24 protein-coding genes and 1 tRNA gene are annotated in these 16,828 nt (G+C 67.7%); 12 read left to right on the forward strand and 13 right to left on the reverse strand.

Going from position 1 to position 16,828, the window contains the following annotated elements; all coding sequences use genetic code 11:
* The first annotated feature begins 187 nt into the window (after positions 1-187).
* Positions 188-1,093, forward strand: a complete 906-nt coding sequence (locus tag QMG39_RS13630) for a cation diffusion facilitator family transporter (RefSeq protein ID WP_281885891.1) — start codon at positions 188-190, stop codon at positions 1,091-1,093.
* A 24-nt stretch (positions 1,094-1,117) separates the two neighbouring features.
* On the opposite strand, the gene QMG39_RS13635 is transcribed toward QMG39_RS13630, so the two are convergent.
* Both QMG39_RS13635 and QMG39_RS13640 read right to left on the reverse strand, forming a co-directional pair.
* Positions 1,118-1,891 carry a DedA family protein gene (locus QMG39_RS13635; protein ID WP_281885893.1) on the reverse strand — a complete coding sequence of 258 codons (774 nt, stop codon included), beginning with the start codon at positions 1,889-1,891 and terminating at the stop codon, positions 1,118-1,120.
* Between the two features lie 163 nt (positions 1,892-2,054).
* A complete protein-coding gene (locus tag QMG39_RS13640) occupies positions 2,055-2,699 on the reverse strand; it encodes a biliverdin-producing heme oxygenase (RefSeq protein WP_281885895.1) in 645 nt (214 codons plus the stop codon).
* A 111-nt stretch (positions 2,700-2,810) separates the two neighbouring features.
* Between QMG39_RS13640 and QMG39_RS13645 the strand changes: the two genes are divergently transcribed.
* Both QMG39_RS13645 and QMG39_RS13650 read left to right on the forward strand, forming a co-directional pair.
* On the forward strand, positions 2,811-3,680 hold the full coding sequence (locus QMG39_RS13645; RefSeq protein ID WP_281885897.1) for an LLM class flavin-dependent oxidoreductase: 870 nt from the start codon (positions 2,811-2,813) through the stop codon (positions 3,678-3,680).
* A gap of 58 nt (positions 3,681-3,738) precedes the next feature.
* Positions 3,739-4,359 (forward strand): hypothetical protein, encoded by a 621-nt coding sequence (locus QMG39_RS13650; RefSeq protein ID WP_281885899.1) that lies wholly within the window; start codon positions 3,739-3,741, stop codon positions 4,357-4,359.
* A 24-nt stretch (positions 4,360-4,383) separates the two neighbouring features.
* Here the strand turns inward: QMG39_RS13650 and QMG39_RS13655 are convergent.
* Positions 4,384-4,465 (reverse strand) — tRNA-Leu (locus tag QMG39_RS13655).
* Positions 4,466-4,556: 91 nt separating this feature from the next.
* On the opposite strand from QMG39_RS13655, the gene QMG39_RS13660 reads away from it, so the two are divergent.
* The 9 genes from QMG39_RS13660 (at position 4,557) to QMG39_RS13700 (ending at position 12,033) form a co-directional block, all read left to right on the forward strand.
* On the forward strand, positions 4,557-5,786 hold the full coding sequence (locus QMG39_RS13660) for a TadA family conjugal transfer-associated ATPase (RefSeq protein WP_281885901.1): 1,230 nt from the start codon (positions 4,557-4,559) through the stop codon (positions 5,784-5,786).
* The gene (locus QMG39_RS13665) at positions 5,783-6,658 is read left to right on the forward strand and encodes a type II secretion system F family protein (RefSeq protein WP_281885903.1); all 876 of its coding nucleotides are present in this window, start codon (positions 5,783-5,785) and stop codon (positions 6,656-6,658) included. Before QMG39_RS13660 ends, QMG39_RS13665 begins: the two co-directional genes overlap by 4 nt.
* Entirely contained in the window at positions 6,655-7,572 is a 918-nt protein-coding gene (locus tag QMG39_RS13670; protein ID WP_281885905.1) for a type II secretion system F family protein, read from the forward strand. The genes QMG39_RS13665 and QMG39_RS13670 overlap by 4 nt, the downstream gene beginning before the upstream one ends.
* On the forward strand, positions 7,569-8,198 hold the full coding sequence (locus QMG39_RS13675) for a hypothetical protein (protein ID WP_281885907.1): 630 nt from the start codon (positions 7,569-7,571) through the stop codon (positions 8,196-8,198). Before QMG39_RS13670 ends, QMG39_RS13675 begins: the two co-directional genes overlap by 4 nt.
* Before the next feature lie 114 nt (positions 8,199-8,312).
* On the forward strand, positions 8,313-8,636 hold the full coding sequence (locus QMG39_RS13680) for a hypothetical protein (protein WP_281885909.1): 324 nt from the start codon (positions 8,313-8,315) through the stop codon (positions 8,634-8,636).
* 140 nt (positions 8,637-8,776) lie between these two features.
* Positions 8,777-9,787, forward strand: coding sequence for an adenine-specific methyltransferase EcoRI family protein (locus QMG39_RS13685; protein WP_281885911.1), 1,011 nt, complete (start codon positions 8,777-8,779; stop codon positions 9,785-9,787).
* The gene (locus QMG39_RS13690) at positions 9,784-10,890 is read left to right on the forward strand and encodes an HNH endonuclease family protein (RefSeq protein WP_281885913.1); all 1,107 of its coding nucleotides are present in this window, start codon (positions 9,784-9,786) and stop codon (positions 10,888-10,890) included. The genes QMG39_RS13685 and QMG39_RS13690 overlap by 4 nt, the downstream gene beginning before the upstream one ends.
* Positions 10,891-10,909: 19 nt before the next feature.
* Positions 10,910-11,722, forward strand: a complete 813-nt coding sequence (locus QMG39_RS13695) for a DUF3800 domain-containing protein (protein ID WP_281885915.1) — start codon at positions 10,910-10,912, stop codon at positions 11,720-11,722.
* Between the two features lie 47 nt (positions 11,723-11,769).
* The gene (locus tag QMG39_RS13700; protein WP_281885917.1) at positions 11,770-12,033 is read left to right on the forward strand and encodes a hypothetical protein; all 264 of its coding nucleotides are present in this window, start codon (positions 11,770-11,772) and stop codon (positions 12,031-12,033) included.
* 93 nt (positions 12,034-12,126) lie between these two features.
* On the opposite strand, the gene QMG39_RS13705 is transcribed toward QMG39_RS13700, so the two are convergent.
* The 10 genes from QMG39_RS13705 to QMG39_RS13745 form a co-directional block, all read right to left on the reverse strand.
* Positions 12,127-12,468 carry a hypothetical protein gene (locus tag QMG39_RS13705; RefSeq protein ID WP_281885919.1) on the reverse strand — a complete coding sequence of 114 codons (342 nt, stop codon included), beginning with the start codon at positions 12,466-12,468 and terminating at the stop codon, positions 12,127-12,129.
* Positions 12,469-12,676: 208 nt separating this feature from the next.
* Positions 12,677-12,901 (reverse strand): hypothetical protein, encoded by a 225-nt coding sequence (locus QMG39_RS13710; RefSeq protein ID WP_281885921.1) that lies wholly within the window; start codon positions 12,899-12,901, stop codon positions 12,677-12,679.
* Positions 12,902-13,135: 234 nt separating this feature from the next.
* Positions 13,136-13,774, reverse strand: a complete 639-nt coding sequence (locus QMG39_RS13715; RefSeq protein WP_281885923.1) for a recombinase family protein — start codon at positions 13,772-13,774, stop codon at positions 13,136-13,138.
* Positions 13,771-14,073, reverse strand: a complete 303-nt coding sequence (locus QMG39_RS13720; protein WP_281885925.1) for a hypothetical protein — start codon at positions 14,071-14,073, stop codon at positions 13,771-13,773. The genes QMG39_RS13715 and QMG39_RS13720 overlap by 4 nt, the downstream gene beginning before the upstream one ends.
* Positions 14,070-14,690 (reverse strand): hypothetical protein, encoded by a 621-nt coding sequence (locus QMG39_RS13725; RefSeq protein ID WP_281885927.1) that lies wholly within the window; start codon positions 14,688-14,690, stop codon positions 14,070-14,072. The genes QMG39_RS13720 and QMG39_RS13725 overlap by 4 nt, the downstream gene beginning before the upstream one ends.
* A 298-nt stretch (positions 14,691-14,988) precedes the next feature.
* On the reverse strand, positions 14,989-15,561 hold the full coding sequence (locus tag QMG39_RS13730; RefSeq protein WP_281885929.1) for a hypothetical protein: 573 nt from the start codon (positions 15,559-15,561) through the stop codon (positions 14,989-14,991).
* 58 nt (positions 15,562-15,619) lie between these two features.
* A complete protein-coding gene (locus tag QMG39_RS13735; protein ID WP_281885931.1) occupies positions 15,620-15,799 on the reverse strand; it encodes a hypothetical protein in 180 nt (59 codons plus the stop codon).
* A 3-nt stretch (positions 15,800-15,802) separates the two neighbouring features.
* The gene (locus QMG39_RS17150; RefSeq protein ID WP_373878332.1) at positions 15,803-16,069 is read right to left on the reverse strand and encodes a WhiB family transcriptional regulator; all 267 of its coding nucleotides are present in this window, start codon (positions 16,067-16,069) and stop codon (positions 15,803-15,805) included.
* Positions 16,066-16,290: a hypothetical protein gene (locus QMG39_RS13740; protein ID WP_281885933.1), complete on the reverse strand. Its 225-nt coding sequence runs from the start codon at positions 16,288-16,290 to the stop codon at positions 16,066-16,068. The genes QMG39_RS17150 and QMG39_RS13740 overlap by 4 nt, the downstream gene beginning before the upstream one ends.
* Positions 16,291-16,492: 202 nt before the next feature.
* Positions 16,493-16,687, reverse strand: a complete 195-nt coding sequence (locus QMG39_RS13745) for a hypothetical protein (RefSeq protein ID WP_281885935.1) — start codon at positions 16,685-16,687, stop codon at positions 16,493-16,495.
* Positions 16,688-16,828: the final 141 nt, after the last annotated feature.

Consider the following 16,828-nt stretch of genomic DNA (forward strand, 5'->3'; position numbering starts at 1 on the left):
CATCCGCGCGTGCCTCCCGTCGCTATGGCCAGTCTGCGTCGTCGCGGCCAGCCCTGCACGACTGGCCGCAACGACGCAGACTGGCCGAACCGGGGCGGGAGCCGCGTCGGCACAGCTGAGAACGCGAATCGTTCCTGATTGGGCGGGCGGTCTCTGGGGCATCCGTCGCCCACCTACGCTGAGGGTGATGGGACACGATCACGACCACGCGCGCCACGCGAATCGCACCCGGCTGGGCATCGCGATCGCGATCGTCGCGTCCGTGCTCGTGCTCGAGGTCGTCGGCGCGCTGATCAGCGGCTCGCTCGCGCTGCTCGCCGACGCGGGCCACATGCTCTCTGACCTCATCGGGCTGATCATCGCGCTCGTCGCGGTGGTGGTCGCCGGCAGGCCCGCGACCGATCGGCAGACCTACGGGTACCAGCGCGTCGAGGTGTTCGCGGCGTTGCTGAACTCGATCATCCTGCTCGTGATCGCCGCGTCGGTCACGGTCGAGGCGATCGGGCGCCTGGTGCGCGCGGACGCCGCCGAGCCGCAGGGCGTGGCGATGCTCGTCGTCGCCGCGATCGGCCTGGTGGCGAACCTCGCCGCGCTGCTCGTGCTGCGGTCGGGCGCGAAGACGTCGATCAACATGCGCGGCGCCTACCTCGAGGTGCTGGGCGACACGCTCGGCTCGATCGCCGTGATCGTCGCGGCCGGCGTGATCCTGCTGACCGGCTTCGGCGCGGCCGACGCGATCGCGTCGCTCGTGATCGCCGCGCTCATCGTGCCGCGCGCGCTCGTGCTGCTGCGCGACGTGATGCGGGTGCTCAGCGAGTCCGCGCCCGCGGAGACGTCGGTCGCCGAGATCCGCACGCACATCCTGCGCACGGCCGGCGTGGTCGACGTGCACGACGTGCACGTCTGGGCCATCACGTCGGGGTCGCACGTGTTCACGGCGCACGTCGTGGTCGAGCCCGAGCTGCTCGCCGAAGGCCGGGCATCCGCCCTGCTCGAGGAACTCGGCGGATGCCTCGAGGAGCACTTCGACGTCGACCACTCGACGTTCCAGCTCGAACCCGCCGGGCACCAGGAGCGCGCGCAGCACCCGTGACGGATGCCCCGGGGCATCCGCTCGTCAGTCGTGGCGGTCGTCGTCGTGGTGCGGGTGCTCGTGGTGGCCGCCGTGCTCCAGCGTCTCCTGGTCGAGCACGAGCTCGCGCGCCTCGAACGCGTCGGTGATGACGTCCTCGCCCGCGGCCTCGGCGCGCTTCGCCTTGCGCGACGACTGCCAGTAGTGGAACAGCGTGACGAGCAGGGTGGCGCCGACCGCGACGATGAGGATCAGGTCGATGTACTCGCGCACGAAGTCGGCCACCCACGGGATGTACGCGATCGCGTAGCCGACGTAGGTGAGCCCGACGCCCCAGATGACCGCGCCGATGAAGTTGTAGAGCGTGTACTTGCGGTAGTTCATGTGCCCGACGCCCGCGGCGACCGGCGTGAAGGTGCGCACGATCGGCACGAAGCGCGCGAGGATCACGGCCATCGCGCCGAACCGCTCGAAGAACGCGTTCGTGCGTTCGACGTTCTTCACGCTGAAGATGCCGGACTCCTTGCGCTCGAAGACGCTCGGCCCGAACTTGTGCCCGATGAGGTAGCCCACCTCGCCCCCGAGGAACGCGGCGAAGCCGATCGCGAGGCACACCCACCAGATGTCGACGCCGAACACCAGCGAGGTGTGCGTGAGCAGGCCGGCGATGATGAGCAGCGTGTCGCCCGGCAGGAGGAAGCCCACGAGCAGGCCGGTCTCGGCGAAGACGATGAAGCACACGACCAGCAGTGCCCACGGACCCGCGGCGGCGATGATCGTCTCCGGGTCGAGGAACGGCAGGAGCGCGGTCGGGCTCATCGGGGTGGACTCCAGACGTCGGCAGGCCTCGCGCGGCGGCTGCGGCGGTCGGAAAACGTGAGCACAATTCTATCCGCGACCGGGGACCCCGAAACGGGGGGAGAACCCCCGGAACAGGGGGCAACTCAGGGGGCTCGGCGGGTTCCGGCGCCCCGGGTGCGGGTCAGGCGTCGAGCGCGTCGAACACGGCGCTGTTCAGCGCGAACGAGCGGCGCACCTCGGCGATGAGGCGGTCGACGGATGCCGCGGGCAGCCGCAGCTCGTTGATGCCCTCGCGGTACCGGCGCTTGAACGGCACAGGCGCCTCGAGCCGGTCGAAGCGCCCGAATGCGAGCTGGTCGGGGGTGGCGCCGTAGTGGCGCGCGATCAGCGCGGCGATGGCCTGCCCACCCGAGAGGTCGCCGAGGTAGCGCGTGTAGTGGTGCGCGAGGTACTCGACCACGTCGTGGCGGCCGACGATGTCGCGCAGGTGAGCCGCGTAGGCGGCGGTCGCGGGCAGCGCCGGGTGCGTGGTGCGGCGGTCGGGGACGCCGAGGGCGAGCAGGTCGGACTCGATCGCGGGCATGCGGTCGAGCTCGGGCTGGAACAGCTCGGGGTCGCCGGCGCGGTGCTCCCACGACTCGAGCGCCTCGTAGATCCAGGCGAGCTGCGCGAGGTAGCGCGCGTAGGCGTCGAGGTCGAGCTCGCCCGCCATGAGCCGGGTCACGAACCCGCGCGTCTCGGCCGCCTTGTGGTCCTCCGCCGAGGCCGTGCGGATGAGCGCGGCCACGTCGAGCGGCGCCGTTTCGGTGAGGGTGTCGCTCGTCATGGGGAGGCCGATCGTGTGGGGGTTAGGGTTACCTAACCAACCTACGGCGGGCGGTGGTGGCCCGCAAGGGCCGAACGGATGCCTGTGGGCGGCACGCGGTACGTTCTGCGCATGCGCTACGGCTTCGTCGTCACCGGCTCCGACCCGAACCTCGCCGTCGAACTCGCGCCGCTCATCGAGCAGCACGGGTGGGACGGCATGTTCGTCTGGGAGGGCATCTGGGCGACCGACCCGTGGTCGGTGCTCGCCGCCGCCGCGATGCGCACTGAGCGCATCTGCCTCGGCACGATGCTCACCCCGCTGCCGCGCCGCCGGCCGTGGGAGCTCGCGAGCCAGACCGCGACGGTCGACGCCCTCTCGCACGGCCGCACGGTGCTGTCGGTGGGCCTCGGCGTGCCGCAGGAGGTCGAGCAGCGGTTCTGGATCTTCGAGGACGACCCCGGCCGGCGCACCCGCGCCGAACTGCTCGACGAGGGCCTCGAGATGCTCGACCACCTCTGGCGCGGCGAGCCGTTCGAGTACGACGGGCAGCACTATCGTGCCGCCCGCACCGAGACGCTGCTGCCGGCGGCGACCGTGCAGCGCCCGCGCATCCCCACCTGGGTGGTCGGCGTCTGGCCCCGCATGAAGTCCATGCGCCGGGTCGCGAGGTACGACGGGTGGATTCCGAACTACGCGCCGCCCGGGGCATCCGTCGTCGATGCCGAGCAGCAGGCGGCCGCCTACACGCCGGAGGTCGCGGCCGAGGCGATCGCATGGCTGCGTGCCGAGCGCGATCGGTTGGGGCTCGCCGACCGTCCGTTCGACGTGGTGCAGGAGGGCGTGACGACCGGCACGGACGCGGCGGCCGACGCCGCGGTCGTGCGCCCGTGGGCCGACGCCGGTGCGACGTGGTGGCTCGAGGCCGACTGGTCGGTGCCCGAGGAACGGGTGGCGGATGCCGCGCGGGCGCGCATCGCCGCGGGCCCGCCCCGAGGATGACTCACAAGTCGGCGTGGTGATTCCGCGATCGGACCCGTGCGCCCGGTAGGTTTTCGCCATGAGCCTCGTGGAGCGACTCTTCGGGCGGTCGAAGCCGACCCCGCAGCAGACCGAGCCGGACGCGAGCCCCGAGGCGGCCGCGCCGCCCGAACCCGTCGAGGCGCCGATCAATGCCGAGGTGCCGACCACCTCGGAGATCTTCCTCTCGTGGGTCGCCGACCTCGACGTTGAGCGCGAGGCGCGCGAACGCGCCCGGCAGTACGCCGCCGAGCGCGGCCTGCCGCCGCTCACGGTGCGGGTGCTCGGCGAGCCCGAGCACGTCGTCGACCTGCGCTACCTGCCGACGATGCGCCTGCGCATCACGGCGATCGAGCGCCACGTGCCCCACGACGAGGTCGACGCGCACACCGCCGACTCGTACCTGCTGGTGCGCGAGCGCGACCCCGCACACCACCCGCACCTGGTCGCCGTCTACGGTCGCCGTCGCCGCATCGGCCACCTCACCGAGTCGAAGTCGCGCGGCCTGCTGCCGCTGCTCGACGCGCTCGGTGCCGACGCCTACCTCGTCGCGGGTACCGAGGCGCCCGACGCCGGCGGGCGTCTCTGGGTGCACGCGCCGAAGGTGCCCGCGCTGCGCGCGTTCGCTCGTGACCGTGCTGCGGAGCCCGAGTCGAACTGACCCCTCGGCCCCGCGTCGATCGAGTGCGGAAGGTGGGACTCGAACCCACACGCCCGAAGGCACAGGAACCTAAATCCTGCGTGTCTACCGATTTCACCACTCCCGCGAGTGCGTGGACAGTCTAGGCGGGGCCCGCCTGATCATCGCGGTGTGGACAACGCCGGCGCGCCCGGACGCTCTCGTCCACACTGTTGCGCATGTCCGACGCGGTCCGCACGATCACCGAGCAGGTGCGGGCCCGCGTGCTGCGCGACGGCGTGGACCTGTCGCAGGATGCGGCACTGGCCGAACGGTACGCGCGCGACGAGATCCGTCGTCGTAGCGAGGGGCTCCTCGCCCGTGGCCGGCTCGCCGACGTCGACGAGCGCGAGGCGGCGCGCGAGGTCGTCGCAGCCCTCACCGGTCTCGGTGCGATCCAGCCGCTGCTCGACGACGAGAGCGTCGAGGAGATCTGGATCAACGGCCCGACGCGCGTGTTCGTCGCCCGCAACGGCGTCAGCGAGCTCACTTCCCTGGTGCTCACCGAGCAGGACGTGCGCGACCTGGTCGAGCGGATGCTCCGGGCATCCGGCCGCCGGGTCGACCTGAGCTCGCCATTCGTCGATGCGTCCCTGCCCGACGGCTCGCGCCTGCACGTCGCGATCCCCGACGTGACGCGTCGCCACTGGGCCGTCAACATCCGCAAGTTCCACCGTCGCGTCCGCGACCTGCATGACCTCGTCGCATCGGGAAGCCTCACCGAGCAGGCGGCCGCCTTCCTCGATGCGAGCGTGCGTGCGGGCCTCAACATCCTCGTCTCGGGGCCGACGCACAGCGGCAAGACGACGATGCTCGGGGCGCTGCTGGGCTGCGTGCGCCCCGCCGAGCGCATCGTCACGGTCGAGGAGACCTTCGAGCTCGACCTCGCTGCGCGTGACGTGGTCGCGCTGCAGTGCCGCCAGCCGAACCTCGAGGGCGGCGGCGAGATCTCCCTGCGCCGGCTGGTCAAGGAGTCGCTGCGGATGCGCCCCGACCGCCTCGTCGTCGGCGAGGTGCGCGAGGCGGAGAGCCTCGACCTGCTGATCGCGCTGAACTCGGGCGTGCCGGGCATGTGCACGATCCACGCGAACAGTGCGGCGGATGCCCTGCTGAAGCTCTGCACCCTTCCGCTGCTCGCCGGTCGCAACATCGACGCCGCGTTCGTCGTGCCCACGGTCTCCTCCTGCATCGACTTGGTGGTGCACACGAGGCTCGGCGCCGACGGGGCACGGCAGGTCGAGGAGATCGCGCACCCCGCCGGCGTGGACGCCGCCGGACGCGTCGCCGTGGAGCAGGTCTTCGCGCGCGACGGCGGACGACTCCGGGCCTTGCCCGGCGCCGCCCCGGACCGGCGAAAGTTCGAGGCCGCCGGCATCGACCTCGAGGCCACGCTGCGAGACGTGGCGTGACCGCGATCGCGGTCGCCCTCGGCGGCGCGCTCGGGGTCGGCCTCGTGCTCTGCGCCTCGCCCTGGCTCTGGCCCCGGCGCGCCGTGGTCTCGCCGGCCACGAGCGTCGGCGTCACCCCGCGAGTGCGCGGCACCCTCGCCGCCGCCGGCCTCCCCGGGGTCTCGCCCACGCTGCTGGTCGTGATGTCGATCGTGTTCGCGGGCGTCGGCGGCACGACCGTGCTGGCGATCTCCGGCGTCGTCGCGCTGGCCGGTGCCATCGCCGCGGCCGCGCTCACCCTGCCCTGGGTGCTGGTGCGGCAGCGCCTCGTCGCCCGTCGTGCCGCCCACCGGTCGGCGTGGCCCGACCTCGTCGACCACCTCGTCTCGGCGGTGCGGGCCGGCATGTCGTTGCCCGACGCCGTATCGGCACTCGCCGAGGTCGGACCCGCTCCGCTGCGCGCCGCATTCGCCGAGTTCCGCCGCGACTGGCACGAGACCGCGAACTTCTCCGCGAGCCTCGACCGCCTGAAGGCGACCCTCGCCGACCCCGTCGGCGACCGCATCATCGAGACCCTTCGCATGGCGCGGGAGATCGGCGGCACCGAGCTGACCTCGACGCTGCGCGCGCTGTCGGCGTACCTGCGGTCGGATGCCGCGCTGCGCGCCGAGGTCTCAGCCAGGCAGGGGTGGGTGCGCAACGCCGCCCGACTCGGGGTGTGCGCGCCGTGGCTCCTCCTGCTGATCCTCTCGACGCGCCCGGAGGCCATCGCCGCGTACAACACGCCCGCCGGCATGGCGCTGATCGTGATCGGCCTCGGAGTGAGCGTGGTCGCGTACCGGCTGATGCTCGGCCTCGGTCGGCTCCCCGACGAGGGGAGGTGGCTCGCGTGAGCGCGGCATCCGTCGCCCTGGGCGCATGCCTCGGCATCGGACTGTGGTGCCTGCTCGCGGCACTGCCGAGCTGGAGCCGGCCCCGGGCTCTCCAGCGGGTCGCCCCGTACGTGCTCGACGTGTCGCCCGAGGCGCATGCGATCGTGCACCGGGAGCGCAGCGACCCGATGGCAGTGCTCGTCGGATTGTTCGGGCCCGCGATGGAGTCGACGCTGCGCGCCGTGGCCCTGGTGTTCGGCGACGACGCGCAGATCGTCAGGCGCGCACGCCAGGCGGGCCTCGCGACGGCGCCCGCGCGTCTGCGCATGCAGCAGCTGGTCGCGGCGGTCGGCGCCGGAGCGGTGACCGTCGCGGCCGTGGTGCTCGCGCCCGGACTCGCGGGGCTGCCGCCGGCGGCGCGGATCGTCCTGCCGCTCATCGCCGCCGCAGCCGGGGCGCTGGCCCCGCAGCAGCTCCTCGAATGGCGGGCTCGCCGACGCATGCGGCGCCTCGCGAGCGAGCTGCCCACCGTGCTGGAGTTCCTCACGCTGAGCATCACGGCGGGCGAGTCGATGCTCGATGCGGTCACCCGGGTGTCGAGGGTGGGGACCGGCGTACTGGCGAGCGAGTTCGCCGGTGTCGTGGCATCCGTGCACACCGGGGTCCCCCTCGTGCGCGCGCTCCGAGATCTCGCCGCGGCGCTCGACGAGCCGAGCCTCGATCGCTGCATCTCGCAGGTCATCGCCGCGATGGAGCGCGGGGTCCCCACCGCCGAGGTGCTGCGCGCGCTCGCCGGGGACGTGCGCGGCGAGGCATCCCGTGCCCTGATCGAGCTGGCCGGCCGCAAGGAGATCGCGATGCTCGTGCCGGGCACAATGGCGGAAACGTACCTTACCCCCGGAAGAGCCGCTCAGTCGATACACTCTGCCGCATGAGTTACCCGCCACTGCCCCATGGCCCGAATAGCGGCGCAGTCAAGGAACTTCTGGAGGCGCTGTCGATGCTCTCAGTCCCCGAGCTCGACGCGGCGGCCACAGCCGCGAATGAGTTCATTCGTCCACGAGTGACGGATGCCCTAAGGACCGAACGCGCCGAGAACATGCGGCGGATCGCATACGCCATGGAGCAGCAGCGCTATGGGATGGGCTTCCTTTCGGAGGCTCACCGGCAGCAGGCAACGCGAATGTCCGCGCAGGAGCGGGAGCGTGTCCTAGTCGACGAGCCCGGGCACTACGAGCACGCATGGTCAATCCTCGAGGCGGAGATTACTGCGCCCGTTATGGCCACCCTGAAGACTCGCGACGGAGAAGATGTGGGAGGAGCCGCGTACAACAACGCGATGTCGAGAATCATTGACGCGGCGAAGGCGCGCTCTCTGAAGCCAGGTGGAATTGACCAGAAGACTACGGAGTGGCTCCGACCCGGAGCGTACGCTGCTGAGCGGGCGGGTCGGGTGTTGGTTGTGCAGGACCTGATCCCGGCCGCTCAGTTCGAGCCCTTCGCGGCCCCGATGCGGGCGTGCGGTATCGACCTACTAGCGCTAGTTGGCGAAGGCCGGTAGCGGCGGCATCTGGGCACGAGCCTGGGTCATCTGGAGCCCGGCACAATTGCGAGTGGGTACCGTGTACCAGGTCGGCGCAACGGGCGTCCCCGAGGCTTCCGCTACGCTCGCGCTATGGATGACGAGTGGCAGGTTGCTGAGGGAATCAAATGGATTCATGTGCCGGGGTTCGGTCGTATCAACCCTAGGCGCGACACCGTGGCGGGCGGACGCCAATACTTCACGGCGTACGTAGACGGTGATGAGTATGCAACCGCGTCTGGCGCAGAAATCACCGGCGGCCCGGAGACCTACTACTTCGAGTTCGATCAGCCCTTCTTGCTCGCCGATAGGACTCGGAAGCTCTGCGCGGAGGTGATGATCTCGCTGCTGCCCGGAGGGCGCTACGCCGTGAAGTATCGCCGGGGGCAGTGGCCAATTGGCGGAGGAGGCTGGTGACGCAGGCCTCCCGGGACCTACAGTTCCCGCTGTCACGCGGCGGACGGAATGGCGGGCGGGTCACTATCGGTGGTTCCCAATAGGATCGGGACCACAACCGACCGGGGGAGCCCGGCCCGACCCAGGAGCGACTTGCCATCGTGGCGAAGAACAGCAGTTTGACCGCAGCCAAGTCCGCCAAGGAAGACGAGTTCTACACTCAACTGTCGGATATCGAGAAGGAGCTCAAGCACTACCGGAGTCACTTTGAGGGCAAGGTTGTGTACCTCAACTGCGACGATCCGCGGGTAAGCAACTTCTTCCACTACTTCAGCTACAACTTCGAGAAGCTCGGGCTCAAGAAGCTCATCGCTACGTGCTACAAGAGCCAGGACATCGACTTGTTCAGTGAGCACAACACCGAGCAAGCCGTCTACCTCGAGTACGAGGGTGACAAGGATGGGGACCTCGTGCCGGGGCCGAATGAGATCGGCATCAAGCCCTTGAAGGGCGACGGCGACTTCCGCAGTTCTGAGAGCATTGAGCTGCTCAAGCAGGCTGACATCGTGGTCACCAATCCGCCGTTCTCGCTCTTCCGCGAACACGTAGCCCAGCTCATCGATCACAACAAGAAGTTCCTCCTCATCGGCAGTCAGAATGCGATCACGTACAAGGACGTCTTCCGGCTCTTCAAGGAAGACAAGCTCTGGCAGGGGTACAACAGTGGCGACATGGCTTTTCAGGTCCCCGATCACTACCCGCCGCGTGAGACGCGCTTCTGGGTCGACGAATCAGGTACCAAATGGCGGAGCCTCGGCAACGCCTGCTGGTTCACGAATCTCGATACCCCGAAGCGCCACGAAGATCTGATCCTCTACAAGTCCTACTCGCCGGCAGAGTTTCCGACCTATGACAACTACGACGCAATCGAGGTTGGTCGAACCGAGCACATCCCGGCTGACTACGACGGTGTGATGGGCGTACCTATCACCTTCCTCAGCCGCTACAACCCGGATCAGTTCGAGATCGTCGGTTCCGACCACGAAGTCAAGGATGGGCTACTGCCCTGGCTTGTGCGGGAGGGTTGGACTGGGAAGGTCGATCGCGCGTACCTGAACGGCAAGCGCATGTACGCGAGAATCCTCATCCGCCGCAAGGGAGCTCCTGCATGAAGATGACGATTCAGCCGACCAAAGTGACGGTCCGCGAGCTCACCAGCGGCTACCAGGATCACGCCGAAGCCGGAGTAGTCGGCTACGGCGGGAAGCTCGACATTCGACCGCCCTACCAGCGCGAGTTCGTCTATGACGACAAGCAGCGTGACGCAGTGATCGACACGCTCTTCAAGGATTACCCGCTGAACGTCATGTACTGGGCGGTCCGCGACGACGTGCCGGAGGGCGACGAACGCATCTACGAGGTGATGGACGGACAGCAGCGCACCATCAGCATCTGCCAGTACGTCGATTCTGTCTTCGCGTTCGAAGGGCGCTACTTCCACAATCTCCAGCCTGACGAGAGCGCCCGGATCCTCGACTATGAGCTGACTGTCTACCTGTGCTCAGGACCGCCGAGCGAGAAGCTGGCGTGGTTCCGCACAATCAACATCGCGGGCGAAGAACTTACCGATCAGGAGATGCTGAACGCCGTCTACGCCGGGCCTTGGGTCTCTGAGGCGAAGAAGATCTTCAGCAAGAATGGCTGTCCCGCATACGGGCTCGGCTCCGCGTACATGAAGGGCTCTCCGATCAGGCAGCAGTACCTCGAGACCGTCATCAAATGGTTCAACGATGGCGACGTCGAAAGTTACATGGCTGCGCACCATCACGACCCGAACGCGAACGAGCTGTGGCTCTACTTCCAGGCTGTTATCGCCTGGGTCAACAGCACGTTCCCCAAGTATCGCGGTCTGATGAAGGGCCTCCCGTGGGGAGTGCTCTACAACCAGTACAAGGGCACGTCCTGGGACTCGGCGAAGCTTGAAGCGAGGATTGCGGATCTAGTCCAGAACGACGACGTAACGAACAAGAAGGGCGCATACCTCTACGTCCTGAGCGGTCAGGAGAAACACCTCAACATCCGCGCCTTCAGCCCAGCCGAACGGCTGGCGGCGTACGAGCGGCAGGCGGGTGTTTGCCCGGTGTGTGGCGAGCACTACGAACTGAACGAAATGGAAGCTGACCACATCACGCCGTGGCGCGAGGGAGGTCGGACGAGCGCTGAGAATTGCCAGATGCTCTGTGTAGAGGACAACCGCCGCAAGGGGGCGAGGTAGACGCATGCACGTTGCGTACGTGGACGACACCAAGCAGCGAGGGCGTCGGCGGGGGATGGGCCAACTGGTCGCCCTCGGTGCTGCGATCTTTGGCGAGGATCAGATCCAACCGTTTGCCGAGGCGTTCCGCGCGATCTATGACGATTTTGGCGTGCCGTACGAGGTCGAACTCAAGTGGTCGAATTCTCAGCGCACCAACTGGTGGGCCGAGTCCGAGGAGCGGAGGGCGAAGCAGACCCCCATGCGTCAGCGCGTCCTCGAAGCTGCTCAGGCGCACGATGTGCGCGTAATCGTGGTGATCTGGGATCTCGGTGGCGGAGTCGCCACCGCTGGCGGTGAAGGGCCGGAAGACGCAGTCATTACATTCATGTTCGAGCGGGTCTCAATGCAGCTCGAGAACGCGGGTCATCGCGGCATTATTGTCTTCGACAAGCCGGGGGGCTCGCACCGCGACGAAGCGAACTGGCTTACGGGTCGCGCCGAGATGGTGCAATTAGGCACGCAGTACGTGAAGCCAAACGCGATAGTTACCCAAGTTCTAACAGCTCCCTCCCACCTCCATCCTCACCTTCAACTCGCCGATCTGATTGCAGGCAGTGTCACTGCCGCGGTGGCAGGTGTTCAGCATGGGCTGGATCTGATTCCTCTCATCAAACCCATGATGTGCACCAACTGGAGGGGTAACGTCGGCGGAACTGGGTTGAAGTTGTATCCGGACGATCTGAATAATCTGAATTACTGGGTTCTAGACGAGGACTCATTCTCCCGGGGCGCCGGTGGCGTCCGCCTTCCGCGTACAGGATGGCGGTATGCGGAGGACGACGGGCTTTGACGAGTTCCAGCCGCCGCGGGTAGCCGCATCTGTGGCAGCATCACCTCATGGGAATCTTCGACTCCGTCGCACGAGCCATGGGCAGTCTCCGACCGCTGTCAGACGAAGAGTTGGAAGAGGACTACGAGGCGCTGCGACAGCGGTATGTGTCCAGTGGGAGCGTCGCGGAGTCGACGAGACTCTACGGTGTGCTTCAGCGCTACAACGAAGAGATCACCCGCCGCGCGAACGATGCGTACGACCGAGAGCACCCGAACCCACCTGAGCGCAGGCATCGGGAGCACGGCTGGTACCTCCCGAACGACGACTAGGAGTGTCAGGGTACGAGAGAGGGACACCCCTAGCGCGTTCGCTAGGAGTGCCCCTCTGAGTCGTTCAGCCGGTGACGGCCTTCATGCAGCCGCCTACTTGACTGGTGCCCGCCGTGCGGGAGACTTCTTGGCTGGTGCCTTCGCCGTGGTCGGCTTCGCAGCAGGCTTGGACGCAGCCTCCAGCTCCCAGCCGGTGGGCAGCTCGTCCACGTTGGCGCTGGCCCGCTCGACCAGCGCGTCGAACTCGCCGGCTTCGATCGCCTCGACGAACGCCTGCCAAGCGATCGCTCGCATTGCCTTGTAGCGGTTCTTCTGCACGTTGATGTCGTGGGCCTCGATCACCCGCATGATGCCCTCGTTGACGATCTGCTGGGGTGTGAGCTCAACGGTCTCAGTGGTCTCGACGGGTGCCTTGGTGGTGGTCTTGCTGGCCATGATGGGGTTCTCCTTGGGTGTCAGAATCTCGAACATGTGTTCGAACAAGGGCACTTTGCCTGACGTCGATCAGAGTGCGCAAACCCTGGATAGAGCGTGGTTCCACGTCAAGGCACAAGGCGTAGCCGCACGGTTCTGCCGCGTCTGGGCACAAGAGAGGGGCACCCCCAGCCGACTGGCTCGGAGTGCCCCGATGGAAGGTAGGGGTTCAGCCCTCGATCTCGTAGTAGATGTCCTCGGTCAGGGTGCCGTCGGTCAGCCACGGCTCAACGTAGAGGCCGGGGTAGGTGCCCTCCTCGGCGTCCCAGTGGAAGCGACAGCCCTCGACCTCGATCCAGGCCGGAGTCGTGAAGGGCTCCATGTCGCCGCCCATTGGAACCATCGGTCCCAGGGTCGGGGTCGGAACGCCGGACTGGTTGAGGTTGCTGTTCATAGGGCAATTTTGCCTGATCAGAGCTGGAATCTACAGCCAAACCTAGACTGGCCCTGCGTCGGCGTAGGGGTCCACGGGCGCGGCTGTTGGTGGGGTGGGCAGGCTCGCATGTCTCGCCAGCGCGTCCTGAGACAGACCCTGCGGTCGCCAGCCGGGGTGCGCCTAGGTGGCAGGTAGCCCCGGGACGCCAGAGACCCCCAGGAGCGCGTGCTGGGGGTCTCGGTGCGGGGCCGGTCAGGCCGTGGCGGATGCGTACGCGCGGCGCACGGTGGACTCTTGCCACTGAGGCAGGCCGGTCGGCGACAGCACGCCGTCGGCCGTCAGGGTGTCCGCGATGCGGCAGAAACTGAGGCCCTCCTGCTCGCGGGTGATGACGATCCGGCGCAGTACGGCGGGCGGGATGGCCGTGCGGCGTCCGTTGTGCTCGCCCCGTGCCTTGCGTGCCGCGAGGGCTTCACGGGTGCGGCTGGCGATCAGGTCGCGTTCAAGCTCCGCAAAGGTGGCGAGCATGTTGGCCATCGCCCGACCGCCTGGGGTGGTGAGGTCGAGCGCGTTGTCCAGTACGACGAGCGCCCATGCCTGCGTGATGGCCGAGTCGATGATGGCGGACGCGTGCCGTACCGACCGTGCGAGGCGGTCGAGCTTCGCGACAATCAGGCCGTCGAACTGACCGGACGAGAGCATGTCGAGGCCACGGCGCAGCTCGGGGTTCACGTGCTTCCCGGAGCACCCGAGGTCGCGGAACAGCTCGTAGGTCCAGCCCCGACGCTCGCACTCAGTGATGATCGCGGTCTCCTGTGCCTCGATGCCCAGGCCGGAACGGTGCTGCTCCTCGGTGCTGACGCGAATGTAGCCGATCATGTGCTTGGTCATCGGCTCGCCCCCTTCGTGCGGTCGTAGAGGTCGCCCTCCACGTGGTGGAGCTTCGCCCCGGTGCGGCGGTGCCGTGCGATGTAGACGTAGCTCCCCCCGACGAATCGAATCTCCCAACCTGCGTCGTGCAGAGCATCGGCAAGGCCGTCGTCGGCTCCGCCCGGGAAGAACGCATCCCCGCTGCTCGGTGGTTCGAAGCTGTCGAGGATCGCCTTGAGTGCGGCGAACGTGTCGGGCTTCTCCTCTCGGACTCGGGCGAGCGTGGCGTCGGATGCGGCCCAGTAGGCAGACAGGCTCATGCGATTGCCTCCACAGCCGTGGGGCAGTTGGAGTCGCCGCCGAAGACGTCGCCGCAGTCATGCCAGCTGTGCGGCGTGCCGTCCCATGTGCAGTGGTCGTTGTCCCCGGGTGTTGCCTCGCAGTAGGCGCACGTGTCGCCATCCTCGGCGTTGGTGACCTCGAGCGAGTCGCCGTAGCCCCCGACGAATGAGCCAAACCCGGCTCCGTAGCGCTGGCCGTTGGAGAGGACCACCTTGGCGTCCTCCCCGAACTCATCGATGGCCTCCTGAATCGACTCCAGCATGGCGCCGAGGGTGATGTGAGTGTTGATCTGCTCGGGCGAGTAGCCCTCGTTGTCGCTGATGTTGATGAGGACCGTGGCGGGACGGGCAGGGGTGTCTTCGCCGGCATCCTTGACCGGGGCCGACTCGGTGTCGCCCAACAGGTCACCGCAGCGTCCGCATCGCTCGGACTGCTTGCCGGTAGCAGCCGCGACGAACGCCGAGTGGCCGTAGGCGGAGCAGTAGTCTGCGTGGCCCTGAGCGACGACCGTGTCGGTCCAATGGGCCTCGGGTTCGTTGGTCGAGACGGCGTAGGGCTGCTGCGTGCCGTAGAACGAGTCGATTGCGATGGTCATGATGTGGAACCTTCCGTGTGGACTGAGGCGGAACCGTACGAACTCGCCTTGCGCCTGAACTTTGCCTGAACATGACGAATGCTCACAAATTGCCCAATCGAGATGGTGATGTGCGCGCAGAGTGCTGCAAGGTGTCGGGTGTGGCCCGTAGTGGTTGGCTGGCTGGGGGCACTCGGTGGCAGGTGTCTCCGTGCGCGTCTCTCAGCGACCGCCTGGCTCGCCAGCAGGGCCGGGGCTAGGTGGCAACACCCCGAGAGACCCCCAGCGATGCCAGGGGTCTCCCCCGTGCGGGCGCAGATCAGACGTTCGGCGCGGCGTACGTCATCGAGTTGGACAGGTTGTACGCGGCTCCGCTGGTGTTCGCCTCGACGTAGGCGAGCGCTGCGGCCGAGTCCGCCGTGTCCGGGTGTGCGGCCTGGTAGGCCTGGGCCACGTCGAGCCACACGTGGTTCCGCGCGCGGGTGCCGATGGCGTGGGCCATCTCGGCGTCACCGTTGCGGATGGCGTCGTTGAGGACGTCCATCGCCTCCTGCTTGTCCGTGATCTTGCGGGCACGGTCGGCGGCGTCACGGCGCAGGAGCACGCTGTTGGCGTCGGTGGGCTGGTTCCCGCGCAGCTCCTTCTCGATCTTGTTGCGCAGGCCGCTCACGTAGGAGTCCTGCTGGCCCTTGATCGCGTCGAGCTTGCTGCGGGTGTCCTTGTCGAGGGCTTCCAGCTTCTGCTTCTTGGCGAGGTCGGACGCCATCGGGTCTGCGAGGATCGCCTGGCGGGCGGCGCGGTGCGCTTCCTTGGCGGCGCTCGCGCTCTCCTTGTAGCTGTTCAGCGCCGAGGGGAGGCTCGACTCGACGGATGCTGCGGTGCTCTTGCTCATGATGTGTTCCTTCTGTTGATCGGTTGCCGGGAACCGCCCGGCGCGGTGGTCGTGATGGTCAGTAGCGCAAACGCGCGTGGCGGTGCCCTGCCCGAAAGCCCTCGTCCCACGCGTCCGCCTTGATGGAGGCGATGGCCGGTGAAGTAAGCACGGCGTCGGCCAGTTCCTCGCCGGTGAGCGTCGTGCGGAGGCCCTCGATCGTTCGCGCGAGTTCTTCGCGGAGCTGCTCGGGAGTCATAGGTCACTTCCTCCCTTTCTCGGAGTAGTGGTGCCCGGCCCAGAAGCCGGAGGTCACCTTGGCTGCGGTCGCGGCTGCGTCGCACAGGTCCGACACGAGGCACCGACCGCAGATCGACGTGCATCGTGCGCGGTCCTCGGCTGACACTCGGTCGGCGGTGAACAGGGCGTCCCCGTCGCACGGTGGCGCGTACTCTCGCAGCGCGGCATTGAGCTCATCCCACGCATCGTCGACGGCTTCTGTGGCCTCGGCTTTCGGTTGGGCGCTCACAGCGCGACACCGTCTCGACGGTAGGGAGGTACCGCGCCCAGGTCGTCGGCTGGGGTAGTGCGAGGACTCAGCAGACTCGGCACGATGACGATCGAAGCCATCTCGCGCTCGACCTGGATCCACGACGGGATGCCGTCGGCGTCTTCCAAGAGGTCGACGTCGACTACCTCGACGTGCTGGCCGTGCAGGGCTTCGAGGTCGCTGGTGTCACGCTCGGTCATGATCTAGATGTCCTTTCGATTGATGAGGGCTGAGGCAGATTGAGGCGGAAGTCGTATGTGCCCGATTCCGCCTGAGTGTCGTGCGCGGGCGGAGCCGGCGAGAGGCGCGTTCGTTCGTGCGCTGCACAGGCTTCGGTTTCTCGACGTGTTCATGGGTGCCTTCTTCCTGTGTGCCTCGATTGATCGCCGCACAGCCGGGTGGCTAGTGCGTGATGCCGTTCAGCCGGGGGCACGTCGGGTCGTGGAGGATCGTGGCGTGGTGGACACCGTGCTGATCGCGCGTCACCTCACCCGCGACGGAGTCGCAGTCGGGGCACTTGTACGACTCGACGTACTGGACCGCTCGCGGGTCCAGCCGTGTCGCCTTCGCGAGCGCGCGACGCTCTCGCCGGTTCATCGCCCTCCTCCTCTTGGGCGGCTGCGGGTGCCAAGCGGCGTACCACCCCGGTTTCTCTCTGTTTTGCTAGGCGCTTGCTGCTTGGGTTTAAGGACCCAAGCGGCCAAGCGTCGTAGCAATGCCGCTTTGCAAGCAGCGACA

Origin of the sequence: Agromyces rhizosphaerae (assembly GCF_027925245.1) — a bacterium.
Taxonomy (GTDB): Bacteria; Actinomycetota; Actinomycetes; order Actinomycetales; family Microbacteriaceae; genus Agromyces; species Agromyces rhizosphaerae.

Coding starts and splice junctions, on each gene's coding strand:
- QMG39_RS13735 (WP_281885931.1), bottom strand. CDS start 15,799: ATGACTCCCGAGCAGCTCCGCGAAGAACTCGCGCGAACGATCGAGGGC.
- QMG39_RS13740 (WP_281885933.1), bottom strand. CDS start 16,290: ATGACCGAGCGTGACACCAGCGACCTCGAAGCCCTGCACGGCCAGCAC.
- QMG39_RS13720 (WP_281885925.1), bottom strand. CDS start 14,073: ATGAGCCTGTCTGCCTACTGGGCCGCATCCGACGCCACGCTCGCCCGA.
- QMG39_RS13640 (WP_281885895.1), bottom strand. CDS start 2,699: ATGACGAGCGACACCCTCACCGAAACGGCGCCGCTCGACGTGGCCGCG.
- QMG39_RS13680 (WP_281885909.1), top strand. CDS start 8,313: ATGGATGACGAGTGGCAGGTTGCTGAGGGAATCAAATGGATTCATGTG.
- QMG39_RS13690 (WP_281885913.1), top strand. CDS start 9,784: ATGAAGATGACGATTCAGCCGACCAAAGTGACGGTCCGCGAGCTCACC.
- QMG39_RS13645 (WP_281885897.1), top strand. CDS start 2,811: ATGCGCTACGGCTTCGTCGTCACCGGCTCCGACCCGAACCTCGCCGTC.
- QMG39_RS13700 (WP_281885917.1), top strand. CDS start 11,770: ATGGGAATCTTCGACTCCGTCGCACGAGCCATGGGCAGTCTCCGACCG.
- QMG39_RS13660 (WP_281885901.1), top strand. CDS start 4,557: ATGTCCGACGCGGTCCGCACGATCACCGAGCAGGTGCGGGCCCGCGTG.
- QMG39_RS13715 (WP_281885923.1), bottom strand. CDS start 13,774: ATGACCAAGCACATGATCGGCTACATTCGCGTCAGCACCGAGGAGCAG.
- QMG39_RS13745 (WP_281885935.1), bottom strand. CDS start 16,687: ATGAACCGGCGAGAGCGTCGCGCGCTCGCGAAGGCGACACGGCTGGAC.
- QMG39_RS13675 (WP_281885907.1), top strand. CDS start 7,569: ATGAGTTACCCGCCACTGCCCCATGGCCCGAATAGCGGCGCAGTCAAG.
- QMG39_RS13635 (WP_281885893.1), bottom strand. CDS start 1,891: ATGAGCCCGACCGCGCTCCTGCCGTTCCTCGACCCGGAGACGATCATC.
- QMG39_RS13730 (WP_281885929.1), bottom strand. CDS start 15,561: ATGAGCAAGAGCACCGCAGCATCCGTCGAGTCGAGCCTCCCCTCGGCG.
- QMG39_RS13650 (WP_281885899.1), top strand. CDS start 3,739: ATGAGCCTCGTGGAGCGACTCTTCGGGCGGTCGAAGCCGACCCCGCAG.
- QMG39_RS13630 (WP_281885891.1), top strand. CDS start 188: ATGGGACACGATCACGACCACGCGCGCCACGCGAATCGCACCCGGCTG.
- QMG39_RS13725 (WP_281885927.1), bottom strand. CDS start 14,690: ATGACCATCGCAATCGACTCGTTCTACGGCACGCAGCAGCCCTACGCC.
- QMG39_RS13710 (WP_281885921.1), bottom strand. CDS start 12,901: ATGAACAGCAACCTCAACCAGTCCGGCGTTCCGACCCCGACCCTGGGA.
- QMG39_RS13705 (WP_281885919.1), bottom strand. CDS start 12,468: ATGGCCAGCAAGACCACCACCAAGGCACCCGTCGAGACCACTGAGACC.